The sequence below is a fragment of the Gammaproteobacteria bacterium genome (genome assembly GCA_029882975.1).
Taxonomy (GTDB): Bacteria; Pseudomonadota; Gammaproteobacteria; order SZUA-152; family SZUA-152; genus JAJDNG01.
This window is the reverse complement of sequence record JAOUJW010000004.1, coordinates 135,209-150,754: the sequence shown is the minus strand read 5'-3', so window position 1 is coordinate 150,754 and position 15,546 is coordinate 135,209. Positions and strand designations below refer to the sequence as shown.

11 protein-coding genes are annotated in these 15,546 nt (G+C 48.6%); 2 read left to right on the top strand and 9 right to left on the bottom strand.

The genetic code is table 11. The features are described 5' to 3' along the window. Window positions 1-37: 37 nt before the first annotated feature. The 4 genes from OEY58_04830 to dnaE form a co-directional block, all read right to left on the bottom strand. Entirely contained in the window at window positions 38-1,252 is a 1,215-nt protein-coding gene (locus OEY58_04830) for an SUMF1/EgtB/PvdO family nonheme iron enzyme (GenBank protein MDH5324768.1), read from the bottom strand. A gap of 69 nt (window positions 1,253-1,321) precedes the next feature. Further along, on the bottom strand, window positions 1,322-2,638 hold the full coding sequence (gene tilS, locus OEY58_04825; GenBank protein MDH5324767.1) for a tRNA lysidine(34) synthetase TilS: 1,317 nt from the start codon (window positions 2,636-2,638) through the stop codon (window positions 1,322-1,324). A gap of 114 nt (window positions 2,639-2,752) precedes the next feature. After that, entirely contained in the window at window positions 2,753-3,712 is a 960-nt protein-coding gene (accA, locus tag OEY58_04820; GenBank protein ID MDH5324766.1) for an acetyl-CoA carboxylase carboxyl transferase subunit alpha, read from the bottom strand. A 112-nt stretch (window positions 3,713-3,824) separates the two neighbouring features. After that, window positions 3,825-7,289, bottom strand: a complete 3,465-nt coding sequence (dnaE, locus tag OEY58_04815) for a DNA polymerase III subunit alpha (protein MDH5324765.1) — start codon at window positions 7,287-7,289, stop codon at window positions 3,825-3,827. A gap of 355 nt (window positions 7,290-7,644) precedes the next feature. On the opposite strand from dnaE, the gene OEY58_04810 reads away from it, so the two are divergent. Together OEY58_04810 and OEY58_04805 are read left to right on the top strand one after the other, a co-directional pair. Next, entirely contained in the window at window positions 7,645-10,149 is a 2,505-nt protein-coding gene (locus OEY58_04810; GenBank protein MDH5324764.1) for a PhnD/SsuA/transferrin family substrate-binding protein, read from the top strand. Window positions 10,150-10,422: 273 nt separating this feature from the next. Beyond that, window positions 10,423-11,367 (top strand): SMI1/KNR4 family protein, encoded by a 945-nt coding sequence (locus tag OEY58_04805; GenBank protein ID MDH5324763.1) that lies wholly within the window; start codon window positions 10,423-10,425, stop codon window positions 11,365-11,367. A 124-nt stretch (window positions 11,368-11,491) separates the two neighbouring features. Here the strand turns inward: OEY58_04805 and rnhB are convergent, their stop codons facing one another. From rnhB to lpxD, 5 genes are read right to left on the bottom strand one after another with little or no spacing between them, the layout of a single operon-like run. After that, a complete protein-coding gene (rnhB, locus tag OEY58_04800) occupies window positions 11,492-12,085 on the bottom strand; it encodes a ribonuclease HII (GenBank protein ID MDH5324762.1) in 594 nt (197 codons plus the stop codon). Continuing rightward, window positions 12,082-13,233, bottom strand: a complete 1,152-nt coding sequence (lpxB, locus tag OEY58_04795) for a lipid-A-disaccharide synthase (protein MDH5324761.1) — start codon at window positions 13,231-13,233, stop codon at window positions 12,082-12,084. The genes rnhB and lpxB overlap by 4 nt, the downstream gene beginning before the upstream one ends. Before the next feature lie 53 nt (window positions 13,234-13,286). Then, entirely contained in the window at window positions 13,287-14,057 is a 771-nt protein-coding gene (lpxA, locus tag OEY58_04790; GenBank protein ID MDH5324760.1) for an acyl-ACP--UDP-N-acetylglucosamine O-acyltransferase, read from the bottom strand. Further along, complete coding sequence (fabZ, locus tag OEY58_04785; protein ID MDH5324759.1) at window positions 14,058-14,510, bottom strand: 3-hydroxyacyl-ACP dehydratase FabZ; 453 nt, start codon at window positions 14,508-14,510, stop codon at window positions 14,058-14,060. It abuts the gene before it with no gap. Next, window positions 14,510-15,526 (bottom strand): UDP-3-O-(3-hydroxymyristoyl)glucosamine N-acyltransferase, encoded by a 1,017-nt coding sequence (lpxD, locus tag OEY58_04780; protein MDH5324758.1) that lies wholly within the window; start codon window positions 15,524-15,526, stop codon window positions 14,510-14,512. Before lpxD ends, fabZ begins: the two co-directional genes overlap by 1 nt. Window positions 15,527-15,546 lie beyond the last annotated feature (20 nt).

The window sequence follows — 15,546 nt, the reverse complement described above, 5'->3', positions numbered from 1 at the left end:
TTATTGACGATTTGGTTCCGCTGTTATCGATTTATTGTTATGGCTTTATCGAGGTCGGTTTAGCGGGTGAACTATTTGTAGCAACATCACCGGCGCAACGAAAACCAAAACTGTCATTCTTGGTGCGAGTAGCAAAAAATGCCCGATTGAACACCGGCGCTGAAATTCCGCACTTATAAAAAGAACAATCAAACCAGGAACCGCCTTTTAAGGTTTTATAACGAGTTCCATAACTCTCCGATGCCACCTTATTGTTGGGATAGGCCTGATACCACGATGCAGTCCACTCCCAAACATTGCCCGTGGTATCATAAAGCCCATATGGACTTTTTCCATTTTCAAAGGCACCCACTGGTGTAGTATCACCAAAAGAACCAATCTGCTGCCAACGAATCGGAGTATTGGCTTTTTTTACATCAAACTCACCACCCCATGGAAACATACGCCCATCCGTACCTCTGGCGGCCTTTTCCCACTCCTGATCTGTGGGCAAACGTTTCTTGGCCCAGCGACAATAAGCATCGGCATCTTCCCAAGACACATAGGTCACGGGATGATCCGCCTTGCCCTCAGGAAACGTGCGATTACGAAAATGTGTGGGTGAACGCCGATGAGTGGCGTCATTGAACTGCTTATATTGCAGATTGGTCACTTCGTAGATATCAATATAGTAAGCGGGTAAATATACCTTATGCTGAGGCCCTTCATCCGGTAACCGATCATCCGTGCCCATGATAAATTCCCCGGCAGGAACCAGCACCATTTTATTGGGTTCCGACCCGATACGGCTGCCTTGATAATAAATGGGATAGCTCATGCCGGCTGTGGGTAATATTTTGTGTACAATGGATTTATCCGTTTCCTGACCGGGTTCGGCCAACAAGGCTTTGGTTCGCTTAGAGTCGTTTTCGGTCTTAACAGTTTTTTTTCCCTGGGATGAATTCCCGCTCGTCTTACCCTGAGTTAGTGCATCCGCCAACGTCTGACTTACTTTTTGCAAACGGGGTTCATGATCCGCTTTGCCATGGCATTGTTCACACTTTTCCATAGAACCCAGTTGTTGGATATGTTCACCTTTGACGTGACAAGCCGCGCATTGCCCCACTTGCAGATCCATTGTTGGGTTTATATCCGACACCGAGGCCGACTGTGCTTCACCGGGTGACGGTTGGAAAACCAGGCCGCCAAGCCCTAAGGCTGTACAGAACACCGCTTGCGCCAAAACTCTCTGTATACTTTGTCTAAACTGCATGAAACTCGAACCGTATTTTGTATATAGAGGCCATTCTACCATGAACCCAGGCTCGCTTCTGCCCGACTATTACGACGTAGACTTGGACTCCACGCTCCAATGCACGGACCACCCGGGTTCTTCTGCCGCCGCCAAGTAAGTTTCGTCCACTACACAATCACCAACGGCGACGAGTTCATTGTGGTGAAACAACAAAGGGATACGATCACGCAGCCAGGGCAAAACACCCTGTTCTTGAAACCAGTTTTTCAGGGAATGATGATGTCCGGCCTGCCGAAATCGTTCGCCGCCGGTTCGAAAGCGAACAATGAGATTTTCTGCATAGATTTGTTTTATACCGCAGCCAATACCTGCCTGTGCCTGCAAACAACCGGCACCGGGAAAGTCCAAGGCTTGTTGGCAATCCCATAAAACCGGCTGAGCACTAAATGGCATTAACGGAGCCATAATGTATACCGTGTCCCGGTACCGTCGTAGTTCTGCCCCTTTCCAATGCACCAGGGGTTTGGCATCCACACTGGCACGCAATAGGTTCTCCACTTCGTGTAACACCGCCTGATTCGGAACCGTAAGCCCGAGCGATCGAATCCAAAACCGCAACACATTGTGCAAGCGATGAGAACTGAGTCGGTTCAAGCTTTTGACGGACAAACCCTCACCCTGAGTGACTTGTTGCAAGTCGCTCTCCCCTTGTTCATCCAGGCAGCGAGACGCTTCCGCACACGAGGCGGCACTGCGGCTAAGGGTTTTTGCCATAGCAGGCCAGCGATTTTTCAACAAGGGTATGACCTGATGGCGTAAATAGTTGCGATCGAAGCCACAGTCTTCGTTGCTGCTGTCATCTACCCACCGCAGTTGATACTGTTGGGCGTAATCGAGAATTTGTTCCTGGCTCAACGATAACATTGGCCGCATGATCGTGTAGCCGGATTGCGTACCGGATTCCGGCATTGCAGCAAGACCACGAGGACCGGCACCTCGCATCAGTTGCAACAGTAAGGTTTCCGCCTGATCATCCTGATGATGCGCCGTCAGCAGACAATCATTTTTTTGCATCAAGGCATGAAACGCAGCGTAACGCACCTGTCGAGCTTTGGCTTCGGGGCTTTCACCTTGACCGGCTTTGGCATTGACCTGAACGATCTCACAAGGTACCTGTAACTGTGTGGCAACCTGGGTACAATGCTCTACCCAATGTTGTGCTTGCGGCATAAGATTGTGGTTCACATGCACAGCCCACAACTGTGCGCCGCGTAAATCCTCAATACGCGCCATACAATGCAACAGTACATGAGAATCCACACCACCGCTGAAGGCCACCCAGTAACGACGAACCGGTGGCTGGCGTTTTAGCATTTGCTGGACAGTATGGAGAACCGTGGACATGGTGAACTAACCTGACGCTGACTTGTACAATTACGAACTCTATTAGCTACATGCCGGATAAGCCGTGTGACAGGTTTGCGGCACACTTCGTGGGCAACAGAACCGTTTTGAAAACTAACCCTCTGAAAAGTTTCCAAACCGCATGTGGCGTTCGTAACGTTGCTCCAGCAGTTTATCCGTGGGCAAACTTTGCAGATAATCCAGATTTTCCAACAAGGCATTTTTTAAGTTTGCCGCCATGGTCTCCGTATCCCGATGCGCCCCACCCAAAGGCTCACTAATGACCTGATCGATCAAACCCAGCTCTTTTAAACGAGTGGAAACGATACCCATGGACTCTGCAGCTTCGGCAGCGTTCTCCGCACTTTTCCATAAGATGGATGAACAACCTTCCGGCGAGATAACAGAATAGGTGCTGTATTGCAGCATTAAAACCCGATCCCCGACACCAATGGCCAAGGCGCCGCCGGAACCGCCTTCACCAATGACAGTGCAAATAATCGGTGTTCTCAATTGCGCCATCACAAATAAATTGCGGGCAATGGCTTCGCTTTGGCCCCGCTCTTCAGCATCAATGCCAGGATAAGCACCCGGTGTGTCTATGAAGGTAATCAGAGGTAATTTGAAGCGCTCCGCCATTTGCATCAAGCGCATGGCCTTGCGGTACCCTTCGGGTTTGGGCATACCAAAATTGCGTTGAATTTTTTCTGCTGTGTCACGGCCCTTCTGCTGGCCAATAACCATTACGGGTCGTTCGTCTATACGAGCCACACCACCGACAATGGCCGGGTCATCAGCGAAACTGCGATCACCGTGTAATTCTTCAAAATCCGTACATATATGTTCGATATAATCCAAGGTAAAGGGACGTTGCGGATGCCGCGCCAGTTGGGAAATTTGCCAGGAATTGAGATTGGAAAAAATGTTTTCCGTCAACACTCGGCTCTTTTCCTGCAGGCGCGTAATTTCCTCAGAAATATTGATTTCGTTATCATTACCTACATAGCGAAGTTCTTCTATTTTGGCTTCCAACTCCGCGATCGGCTGTTCGAATTCCAGAAAATTCAAATTCATTGAAGTCAGTTTCTCTTGTATCAAAAACTCCGCATTATAGTGCATGCGGGCACATAAGTCTTTCCCTACTAAGCGCTACACAAGCATCGTTGCCACACCGCTCATCTGAGTCCTAGCGGTATTCCACACACACAGAGTGCTCCCCGGCCAGTTCAGTGAGTCGGTGAATCAATTCGTCCGTGGGATGCACATTCCACTGCTCCCCCAGCCTGATACGGGCATTGGCTCCTTGGCCCTTGTAATGCACATAAATCGGACAATGACCCTGTTTAAACGGGTCCAGCACATTCTTCAAAAGACTTGCAAACCCTTGTTCTGTCTTGGTTTTATCTAAGGTTAGCAGAAGCCGTTTGGCGAAAATTTCGCGGGTTTTATTGATATCGAATATTTTCTGGGCGCTCATCTTAATCCCGCCACTGTACTCGTCCACACTCACCTCGCCTTCCACAACGACCAGGCGATCCTTGGCCAGCATATCCCGATAGTGCTGGTAAGCATCTGAAAATACAGCCAATTCAACCCTTCCACTGCGATCATCCAGAGTCAAAAATGCCATACGATCGCCGCGACGAGTATTCATGGTTCGTAATGCTACAATCAGTCCGGCAATACGGATGGTTTGGTTGGACTTGGGATTCAGATCGCAAATCTTGGAACTAATGATATCCCTCAATTCCTGCTCATACCGATCAATAGGATGACCGGTAAGATACAATCCCAACGTTTCTTTTTCACCATTGAGACGGGTTTCATCATCCCATTCGGGAACGGCCTGCATATCCGGAGTGACGGCAGTTCGTGGCGCACTATCCAGTCCAAACAGATCACTTTGACCGCTGTCCACATTCTGAGATTGCTGCTCTGCCGCTTTAAGAGCCGTGTTTAGATAGGCCATACAGGTGGCCCGATTGGGCCCCAAAGAATCCATAGCCCCCGCCTTGATCAAAGCTTCCAAGGTACGGCGATTGAGTCGTTTCAAATCCACCCTTCGACAGAATTCAAACAAGTCGGCATATGGCCCATGATCCAGCCGTTCCTGGCGCACGACCTCGATTGCCCCTTCACCAACGCCTTTGATGGCTCCCAAACCATACAAAATGACGCCATCTTGTTTTACCGTAAACCGATAGTCGCATAAATTCACATCCGGTGGCGTCACACTCAGATCCATCTCGCGACACTCTTCGATCAGCGTCACTACTTTATCCGTATTGTCCATATCCGCCGACAATACCGCCGCCATAAAGGCTTCCGGATAATGGGTCTTTAGCCAAGCCGTCTGGTAAGACACCAAGGCATAAGCTGCCGAGTGGGATTTATTAAACCCATAACCGGCGAATTTCTCCATAAGATCGAAGATATAGGTGGCAGTTTTGGCTTCCACACCACGACCCAACGCACCTTCGGTGAAAATCTCGCGCTGCTTGGCCATCTCCTCCGGTTTTTTCTTGCCCATAGCACGACGTAGTAGGTCCGCACCTCCCAGGGTATAACTGGCCAACACCTGGGCTATCTGCATAACCTGTTCTTGGTACAAAATGACCCCATAGGTGGGCTTGAGAATAGGTGCCAAATCGGGGTGGGGATATTCCACCTTGGCGCGACCGTGCTTACGATTTATGAAGTCATCCACCATTCCCGACTGCAATGGTCCCGGCCGGAACAGGGCTACCAAAGCCACAATATCCTCAAAGTTATCCGGTTGCAGACGCTTGATCAGATCTTTCATTCCCCGCGATTCCAACTGGAACACCGCCGTGGTGGAGCAGTTTTTCAACAACGTATAACTGGCTTCGTCTTCCAGGGATATGCGCTCTATCTGTATCGGCTCTTCGCCCAAGGTCTGTTTTTGCGCGTTAATGGTTTTTAGGGCCCAATCAATAATGGTGAGGGTTCGCAGCCCCAGAAAATCGAATTTCACCAGCCCCACGGACTCCACATCGTCCTTATCAAACTGGGTAACCAGACTGGCACCGCCTTGCTCACAATACAGCGGAGAGAAATCGGTCAATTTTGAGGGCGCAATCACCACGCCTCCGGCATGCTTGCCGGCGTTGCGTGACAGTCCCTCCAAGGAGCGAGCCATATCGATCAGAAGTTGTACCTCTTCTTCGCGCTGGTAGCGTTCCCGTAAAGCCTCCTCTTGCTCCAATGCCTTATCCAACGTGATGCCGATATCAAAGGGTATGAGCTTGGCAATCTGGTCCACAAAGCCATAGGGGTGCCCCAAAACCCGCCCCACATCACGAACCACCGCTTTGGCTGCCATGGAACCGTAGGTGATGATCTGGGAAACTTTTTCTTTACCGTAGTGTTCGGAAACGTATTCAATAACACGGTCCCGCCCTTCCATACAGAAGTCCACATCGAAATCGGGCATGGACACCCGCTCAGGGTTTAAAAATCGCTCAAACAGCAATTCGTATCTCAAGGGGTCCAGATCGGTGATGGTCAAAGCATAAGCCACCAATGAACCGGCACCGGAACCACGCCCGGGACCCACCGGTACGCCGTTTTGCTTGGCCCACTGGATAAAATCGGCCACAATTAAAAAATAACCGGGAAAACCCATGGAGATAATAACGTTTAGCTCGATTTCCAGACGCTCGTCATAAGGTTTACGGATGACCTCAAAGTCATCCCCTTGAGCATCAAAAAGAAATTCCAGACGGCGCTGTAAACCTTCACGCGCTTCCCGACGAAAAAACTCCGCTTCGGTCAAACCATCCGGAATGGGAAAATCGGGTAAAAAGTTTTTCCCCAGCGTCAGTTCTACATTACAACGTTTGGCTATTTCTACGCTATTGGCAAGGGCTTCAGGAATATCCGCAAACAACTCGAGCATCTCTGTCGCATTACGTAAGTATTGCTGTTCACTGTAGCGCTTAGGCCGTCTGGGATCATCCAAAGTGCGCCCGTCATGAATACAAACCCGCACTTCATGCGCTTCAAAATCTGATGCTGCCAAAAAATGTACATCATTGGTGGCTACCACCGGAGTGCCATGTTGCAAGGCCAAATCCACCGCTGCGTGAACATAGTCCTCTTCGCCGGGGCGCCCTGTCCGCTGCAACTGCAGATAGTAGCGATCCGGGAACAATCCATCCCAGTAACGCAAATACTCATTGGCCAATTCAGTATTCGCTGCCAGCAAGGCCTGTCCCACGTCCCCTTCGCGACCGCCGGAAAGCGCAATGATGCCCTCTGTTTGACCTTCAAACCAATCCCGCTGCAACATGGGTATACCGCCATGCTGACCCTCCATATAAGCCCGAGAGACCAGTTGAGTTAAATTTCGATAGCCTTGATTATTCTGACAGAGCAACAGCAACCGAAACGGTTGAGAAATTTTCTCCGGATTTTGCACCCATACTTCTACCCCTATGATGGGTTTAACCCCCGCTTGAATAGCGGCACGGTAAAACTTCACCATAGCAAACAAGTTACATTGGTCCGTAACCGCCACGGCAGGCATGTTTTCCTGCTTCACCTTGTTTACCAAGGGTTTAATTCGGGTGATGCCATCCACCAGTGAATATTCGGTGTGCACCTGCAAATGGACAAACTGCGGTTCCATGCCTCTCCTTACTTGAATGCGCGCTTTTATATACTACACCAGAACGACGAAAACCAGGATCAAAAAACCGGGTTATAGGCTTGTTTAATCTTTCCCCAATTTATTTGTATTCGGAACTGAGGTTAAATTTGCTAGATTTAGTAGGAGTGGCTGGGCATTATAAAACAGTGATTAATAGCCATAAAATAAATCGGGTTTATATACTAAATAAAAAACAAAAGAGACAATCGGGGGCGCTGCATATGATTTACCACAGGGGCACCTGCCTTGGCAGGAGCGGTAGCATTAAATTTGTTATGGACAAACACCCATATCCGCGCTTTTGTCCGTTAATGTACCGCGGGGGATCGGGGACATGGCAATCCATTCTAATAATGACCAAAACCGCCTACGGCGGCAAAACCGATTATGGCGGCCAGAATGCCGGCTGCCAGGACAGCAGGGTTTTGTTGTCTTCTATTTTATCGCCTCACTGGCACTGACTCTAAGCACTGAGGTCCAGGCAAAGTCCGCGGTTACCCCCGAGTCGAAACCGCAGGTCATCGGGGTACTGGCTATTCGCGGCGCAGAGAAGACCCTGGCCCAATGGCAAGCCACAGCCGACTATTTAAGTAAAACCATAGGCAGCCATCAATTTGCTGTTACGCCTTTATCCATCGACAATCTCAGCAACGCCATTCGTGACGGTCGAGTTGACTTTGTGTTGACCAATCCGGCTTCTTATGCAGAACTGGAAATACAATACGGCATCTCACGCATAGCCACCTTACGTAACCGCCGTGCCGGACAATCTTATACCAAGTTTGGAGCTCTTATTTTTACGCGGGCCGACCGTGACGATATCCAAACCCTGAACGATTTAAAAGGCAAAACCTTTGCCGCCGTTCATCCGAACGCCTTTGGTGGTTGGTGGATGGCTTGGCGGGAAATGCAACACCGGGGTCTGCGAATTGAAGACCTGGGAAGTTTGCAATTCACCGGACTGCCACAAGACCAAGTGGTACAAGCCGTGATGCAAGGAAAAGCAGACGCCGGTACCGTACGCACCAACATTCTCGAAAGAATGCAACAGGAAAACCTCATCCCCGCCCAACAACTAAAAATTCTCTCGCCGCAAATGGCGGCCGGTTTTCCCTTTGCCCACAGTACCCGTTTATATCCGGAGTGGCCCTTCGCCAAAGCCAGACAAACTGAGAACCAATTGGCTCAACAAGTGGCCATAGCACTGCTCAGCATGGCGCAAGACCATGCGGCAGCTCAGCAAGCCAACAGTGCCGGTTGGACTATCCCCTTGGACTACCAGCCCGTACACGAATTAATGCAAGAACTAAGTGTTGGTCCCTATAAAACACAGGATGTTCCCAGCATAATCCCACCAACCCAAAACGCCGGGTGGGCGGTGGGTGCTTTTATGCTCTTTGGTATGACGCTGCTCACTCTTTATGTCAACCGCATGAACCGCAAGCTCTCCCTCTCCAAGCAGGAACTGGAACGAGAAATTGAAGAAAGAAAACGCGCGCAAGATGCCGAACGGATTCATTCGGAACGCATCAAGGATTTGTACGAAGCATCCGCTCTGCCCGGGCTGTCGCCGCAAGATGAAATCGAACACATGTTGTCTCTGGGCTGCCGTATGTTAAATCTGGAAATAGCCCAAGTGTGTAAAGTGGATGAAGAGAAAGATCGCATAACGTTGGTGTGTGTTGTGGCACCGGAAAAATATCAGCTTAAGGCTGGTATAGAAATACCATTGTCCGATACGTTTTGCGGTATCACTTACAACCAAAAATTTCCTTTGGCTCTAAACAATGTTGGAAAATCCAATTTGCGGGAGCATCTTTGCTACACCAACAGTGGATTGCAATCCTATATCGGCACACCCTTATGGGTTAACAATCAAAAATACGGCACCATCAATTTTTCCAGCTCCTGGGTGCACAAACCATTTACCGATGTGGATCAAAACCTGTTAAAGCTCATGGGTCGTTGGGTTGCCAAATCGATTGAACGACAGATCGCACAGAAACGTTTTGAAGATGCCAAAGACACTGCAGAATCCGCCAGTCAGGCCAAAAGCGCCTTTCTCGCCAATATGTCTCATGAGCTGCGCACCCCTTTAAACGCTATTATCGGTTACAGTGACATGCTGCAGGAGGATGCCAAAACTCTGAGCCAATCTCAACTTATTCCGGATATGGTCAAAATTCAAAATGCCGGCAAACACCTACTGGCCGTTATCAATGATATTTTAGACTTATCCAAGATCGAAGCCGGTAAAATGGAAATTCATCTGGAACAAGTTAAACTTGCCGCACTGGTTCAAGACAGCATCGATATCGCCCGCCCACTGGCCGAATCCAACAACAACACATTGTCGGTCAGATTAAATACCAATGAGAATATGATCACAGATGCCAACATGGTACGCCAGTGCCTGTTAAACTTAATCAGCAACGCCTGTAAGTTCACTCACGATGGTGAAATATCCGTGACTATCCGCAGTTGTACCAGTCCCTTTACCAACACCGACAACCGAACCTGGATCAGCATGTCGGTCTCGGATACGGGGATCGGCATTCCGGAACACACCATAAAAAAGCTGTTTCAGAACTTCTCTCAAGCCGATAGCTCCACCACTCGCGCCTACGGCGGCACCGGGCTGGGCCTGGCCATCAGCCAACATCTAGCAAAAATGCTGGGCGGAATTATCCATGTAAACAGCACCGAAGGCAAAGGCAGCACATTCATCATGTACCTGCCACAGGAATCACGCCTGGATAAACCAAAAATCCCGCAGGAACGACCTGTTTTAACCGCTGTTGAAACAAACTCACAGCAACTCGGAGAAAAATTGGTTTAACCTTATTCGAACACAAAATGTAACTTAGGGAACCTCTGATTAATTTCCGGATAAGTATAGATGAAAAATAAATTGTTAAGTGCAAGGCAAAAAACTTCCGCGTCCTGCTCACGCTACTTACCTACATCCATGTAGGCGAGGAAGCCATTGACAATTTAGTTCTCATAAATGAAATTCATAGAGTTAATCAGAGGTTCCTTAACAGTATCCTGAAAATTTATTGGCTATACTCAAACCTTAAAGAACCTCTGATTAGTGTCAGGATAAGCAAAAATGAGTATAGAGTCATTGTGGCAACGATTGGAAAGCTGGGCAACCGGCCACGCTCCCGAGCTATTGGACGACTTACAGGGTCCGGCAAGCGAAATAGAACTACAAGAACTGGAAAAACGATTGCAGTTGGCTTTACCGGAAGATCTTAAAAATAGCCTGCGCATTCATAATGGCGAAGATGACGGATGGCCTGCTCGTGTTTTTTATGAGTATGGAGCCTACCTGCCGGTTCCGGCTATTTATAGCCTATGGAAACGCTGCTTGCCCCTGTCCGAGAAGCGAGAGCTGGATGAAGAAGAGGCACAGAACCCCCGCATCCAACCCGTATTGTTCTCCAAAGCCTGGATTCCATTTATGGACCTCAACGGCGATCGATTTTGGGCAGTCGACCTGGATCCCGGCAAGAATGGAGTAAGGGGGCAAATCATTGCAGTGGATTGGGAATGCGATAAATTTCTGGTCATAGCCGATTCTTTTTTGGATTTTTTTCAGACATACGTCAACACACTTGAAAGCGGAACCCTAAACATCGAACTGGATAAAAGTAAGAGCATTAAATCAGCCAACAAATTACAAGACAACAATATGGACGAGTATTTTACCGACGCTGCGGAATTGGAAATGCAACACTATGGCCGTCAAATCGAGTATGTGGAAAATTCCACCAATGCACCGGACTTGGACGAGAATGACTTTAATAACGGCGATGAAATTGTATTGTACGGAACGATCAAGCCCAATTATGAAACCGGCCAACATACAATGAAAGCATTCTATATTGGAGACATCGTCATTAATGGCAATTTGGACGAACTCATAAATGTGAAAGGCAACCGCCTCTATCACGTTTACGCAGTCAAACTCAAAGTCAATGTGACCAAACGACTGTTTTTTAAAGATCGAAACTATACCATTTTGGAATGTAAAGAGCTGCCAACCCATTAACAAAACGTTTAGCTATATTTCGTTATCCGCCGAAGCGGCTTCTCAAATACGCTACCCGGAGTTGTTCAGATGTGCAGGATGACAACCGTGTGTGAAGGATAATAGAACAGAATCAGACCTATAATCAGGCGTAGTCTACGACCAGAAGTTTTTTCACCGGCCCGAAAGAACGCCGGTGGATTGCGGTCACACCGTGCTCCCGTAAAGCTTCTATATGTTTCTTGGTGGGATAACCCTTGTGGCCATCCAAACCGTATTGAGGATATTGCTGGTGCAGCTGTACCATTTCATTATCTCTGGCGACCTTAGCCAAAATGGATGCTGCACTGATTTCTGCCACTTTGCTGTCGCCTTTGATAATAGCTTGAGCCGGGTAGGAAATATCAGGACAACGATTGCCATCCACAAGCACCAAATCCGGCTCCAACTGCAACCCTTCTACTGCCCGCCGCATAGCCAATAGTGAAGCTTGCAATATATTAATGTGATCAATCTCTTCCACTTCCGCCCGGCCCAGACACCAGGCCAGTGCTTTGGCTTTTATCTCCAAAGCGAGTTCTTCGCGGCGCTTTTCAGACAGTTTCTTGGAATCTGCCAAACCTTCTATAGGCTTAGTGCTATCCAAAATCACCGCCGCTGCCACCACGGGACCGGCCAAAGGCCCTCTGCCCACTTCATCCACACCGGCGATTATTTGTGAGGCGTCGGTTTGACTCATGATGTTTTACCGGTTTTCACCAGCTCCAACACGGCGCTTGCAGCTTCTTTGCTGGCATTTTTACGTAGTGTCACATGGATACTGTGAAACACCTCTTGCAGGATGTTACGCCGTTCTTCATTATCCAGATAGCCCACCACTTCAGCACCGATACGTTCCGGTGTTGCCTCTTTTTGTATCAACTCCGGCACCACCATGCGCCTTGCCAATAGATTGGGTAAACTGAAAACTTTCACGTGCACCAACAGTTTGGTAATCCAGTAGGTCAAAGCAGATAGCTTGTACGCCACCACCATGGGTTTCTTTAACAGCATGGCTTCCAGGGTTGCCGTTCCGGATGCCACCATAATCACGTCAGCCGCCGCCATGATTTCTCTGGAGCGACCATCCACCAATTTGATGGGCAAATGCCCGCCCTGTCGATTTACCGCTTGCTCAAACTGTTTGCGTCTGGCGGCATTGATCATGGGCGCAATGAAAAACACATTGGAGTTGGGCCGATGATCTAAAATCCACTGTGCCGCCTGGAGAAATATATCCGCTAAGTAATGCAGTTCCACACCACGACTGCCCGGAAGAATGGCGACGATTTTCCAATCCTTGGGCAATTTCATTTCTTCACGAATTTCGTCTTTATCAATCTTCAACGGTATGACATCTGCCAAGGGATGGCCCACAAATTTCACCGGCATGGATTGGGCTTCGTAGAATTGAGCCTCAAAAGGAAACAGCGTCAGCATCAAATCCACCGACTGACTGATTTTTTTGATTCGGTAACGGCGCCAAGCCCAGACAGAAGGACTCACATAGTGCACCGTTTTTATACCGGCCTGTTTCAGGCAGTATTCCAGATGAGTATTAAACTCAGGCGCATCAATGCCGATAAAAACATCGGGAGGATTGGCGATAAAACCCTGAATAAGCTCGTCACGTATTCCTTTTAACTCAGGATAACGGCCCACCACCTCAGTAATCCCCATAACAGCCAGACGCTCCATGGGATATAAAGAGTTGGCGCCCTGTTTTATCATTAAGGGACCGGCAATGCCTTCAAATGTTGCACTTGGGCACTGCTCCAGAATCGCCGTCATGAGACCGGCACCCAGAATATCGCCGGAAGACTCTCCTACTACGATACCAATTCGCATGTCGATTATTCTATTTGTTAATTGGGGTTACCCAGGATGTTGTTATTATATCACTAGCGCACAATACCGCGGGTGGCTTCTCGTACAAAGCCCGCCAGTGCTTCCACTTCCGGACAGTCAACCGCTAATGTAGCTAATTGCTCCAAAGCGTGTTCCGTAGTCAAACCTGACCGATACAGGATTTTGTAAGCTTTTCTGAGCTTACTTAAAGCATCACTGCTGAACTGCCTTCGTTTCAGACCCTCGGTATTTAATCCGTGCGGTTTCGCCATATGCCCGGATACCATAACAAAGGGAGGTACGTCCTTGGAAATTACGCTGTTCATGGCAGTGAAGCAGTGAGCACCGATTTTACAGAACTGATGCACCAGTGTAAAACCACCCAAAATAGCATAATCCCCCACGCTCACGTGCCCGGCCAATGAAGCGGAATTGGCAAAAATAGTGTGATTTCCCACACGGCAATCATGGGCGATGTGAACATACGCCATAATCCAATTATCATTACCAATGCTGGTAATACCTTCGTCTTGGACTGTACCACGACTGATAGTGCAATACTCACGAATCACATTATTGTCGCCGATTTCCAGACGCGTCGGCTCATCACGATATTTTTTATCCTGGGGTTCGCCCCCGACAGAGGCAAATGGGTAAATTTTGTTATTGCGACCGATGGATGTGGGACCAGTAAGCACCACGTGGGAACCAATCCAGGTGCCGTCACCTATTACGACGTCCGGCCCAATAACGGAATAAGGACCCACCTGCACTCCATCGCCTAAACGGGCAGACGGATCAATAATGGCTTGGGGATGAATCAATCAGGCTGCCCTTTCGGCGCACATGAGCACAGCGCTGGCAACCACTTCTCCATCCACACTGGCTTCACCATTAAACTTCCACACACCGCGTTTGGACTTTATGACTTCTACTGATAACTTCAACTGGTCACCCGGACCTACGGGGTGTTTAAATCGGGCTTCATCGATACCCACGAGATAATAGAGGGAGTCATCGCTGGGACGCGATCCAGAGGTTCGAAAAGCTAAAATCCCAGTGGCCTGTGCCAGCGCTTCCAGAATCAACACTCCCGGCATGACGGGTTTTTGTGGGAAATGTCCCAAAAAATAAGGCTCATTGTAGGTCACATTCTTAATACCCACCAAGGATTTGCCTACCTGACAATCGATGACTCTATCGATCAATAAAAAAGGGTAGCGATGGGGTAAGTGGTTCAATATTTCCAATATATCGAGCGTCTCTGAATTATCCATTATTTTTTGTCTTTAACCCTTTCCAGCTGCTTTAATTTACGGGCCATGTCGTCTAACTGCCTAAAACGAATAGAGTTTTTTCGCCACTTTTCGTTAGTCTCCGCGGTTACCCCGGAGGAATAGACACCAGGTTCCTTGATTGATTGCATTACAAATGTTTTCGCGGTGATGGTCACATTATCTGTTATCTCAACATGACCAACAATGCCGGCCTGTCCACCGATAGCACAACATCTACCTATACGTGTACTCCCGGCAATAGCCGCACTAGCAACCACAACCGTATGTTCGCCAATTCGTACATTGTGTCCTACTTGGATAAGATTATCCAGTTTAACACCGTTCTCAATAATCGTATTCTCGATAGCCCCTCTATCAATCGTGGTGTTAGCGCCCACTTCCACATCGTCACCCAGTATGACCGACCCCACCTGTGGAATTTTCAACCAATGCTCCCCTTCCTGTGCAATACCAAATCCATCGGCCCCAATCACGACACCGGGATGTAAAATAACCCGCTGCCCCACTTGAACTTCGTGGCACAAAGTAACATTGGCAACCAAACGACAAAACTCACCCAGCACCACATTGGCTTCAACCACACAAGCAGGACCAATGTAACAACCAGGACCGATATGAACCCCTTCACCAATGACACACTGTGGTCCCACCCAGGCGGAAGGATCGATTGTAGCCGTTGTGGCAACAACGGCACTGGGATGTACGCCTGTTTGTGGATTTTCAAACGGATGTAACCACGATGCCACTTTGGCATAGGCCACATAGGGATTGCTAACCACCAAACCGTTGGTGTTAAGCAGGTCTTTTACGGCAGCATTGACCAAAACCGCTGAAGCGGTGGTGGACTGTAGATATTTTTTATACTTAGGATTGGCGAGAAAACTAATGCAGCCCGATTGTCCATTTTGAAGCGTGCAGACGTTGCTGATTTCACAGGCCGGATCACCCACGATTTCAGCATCCAGTTTTTCCGCCAGTTGTTGTAATGTGAACATCACGACTCGATTCTACGGTA

What these genes read in the sequence shown, in the direction of transcription:
- tilS (MDH5324767.1), bottom strand. Translation starts at nt 2,638, where the DNA reads ATGTCCACGGTTCTCCATACTGTCCAGCAAATGCTAAAACGCCAGCCA.
- rnhB (MDH5324762.1), bottom strand. Translation starts at nt 12,085, where the DNA reads ATGAGTCAAACCGACGCCTCACAAATAATCGCCGGTGTGGATGAAGTG.
- lpxD (MDH5324758.1), bottom strand. Translation starts at nt 15,526, where the DNA reads ATGTTCACATTACAACAACTGGCGGAAAAACTGGATGCTGAAATCGTG.
- accA (MDH5324766.1), bottom strand. Translation starts at nt 3,712, where the DNA reads ATGAATTTGAATTTTCTGGAATTCGAACAGCCGATCGCGGAGTTGGAA.
- OEY58_04810 (MDH5324764.1), top strand. Translation starts at nt 7,645, where the DNA reads ATGGCAATCCATTCTAATAATGACCAAAACCGCCTACGGCGGCAAAAC.
- dnaE (MDH5324765.1), bottom strand. Translation starts at nt 7,289, where the DNA reads ATGGAACCGCAGTTTGTCCATTTGCAGGTGCACACCGAATATTCACTG.
- OEY58_04805 (MDH5324763.1), top strand. Translation starts at nt 10,423, where the DNA reads ATGAGTATAGAGTCATTGTGGCAACGATTGGAAAGCTGGGCAACCGGC.
- OEY58_04830 (MDH5324768.1), bottom strand. Translation starts at nt 1,252, where the DNA reads ATGCAGTTTAGACAAAGTATACAGAGAGTTTTGGCGCAAGCGGTGTTC.
- lpxB (MDH5324761.1), bottom strand. Translation starts at nt 13,233, where the DNA reads ATGCGAATTGGTATCGTAGTAGGAGAGTCTTCCGGCGATATTCTGGGT.
- fabZ (MDH5324759.1), bottom strand. Translation starts at nt 14,510, where the DNA reads ATGGATAATTCAGAGACGCTCGATATATTGGAAATATTGAACCACTTA.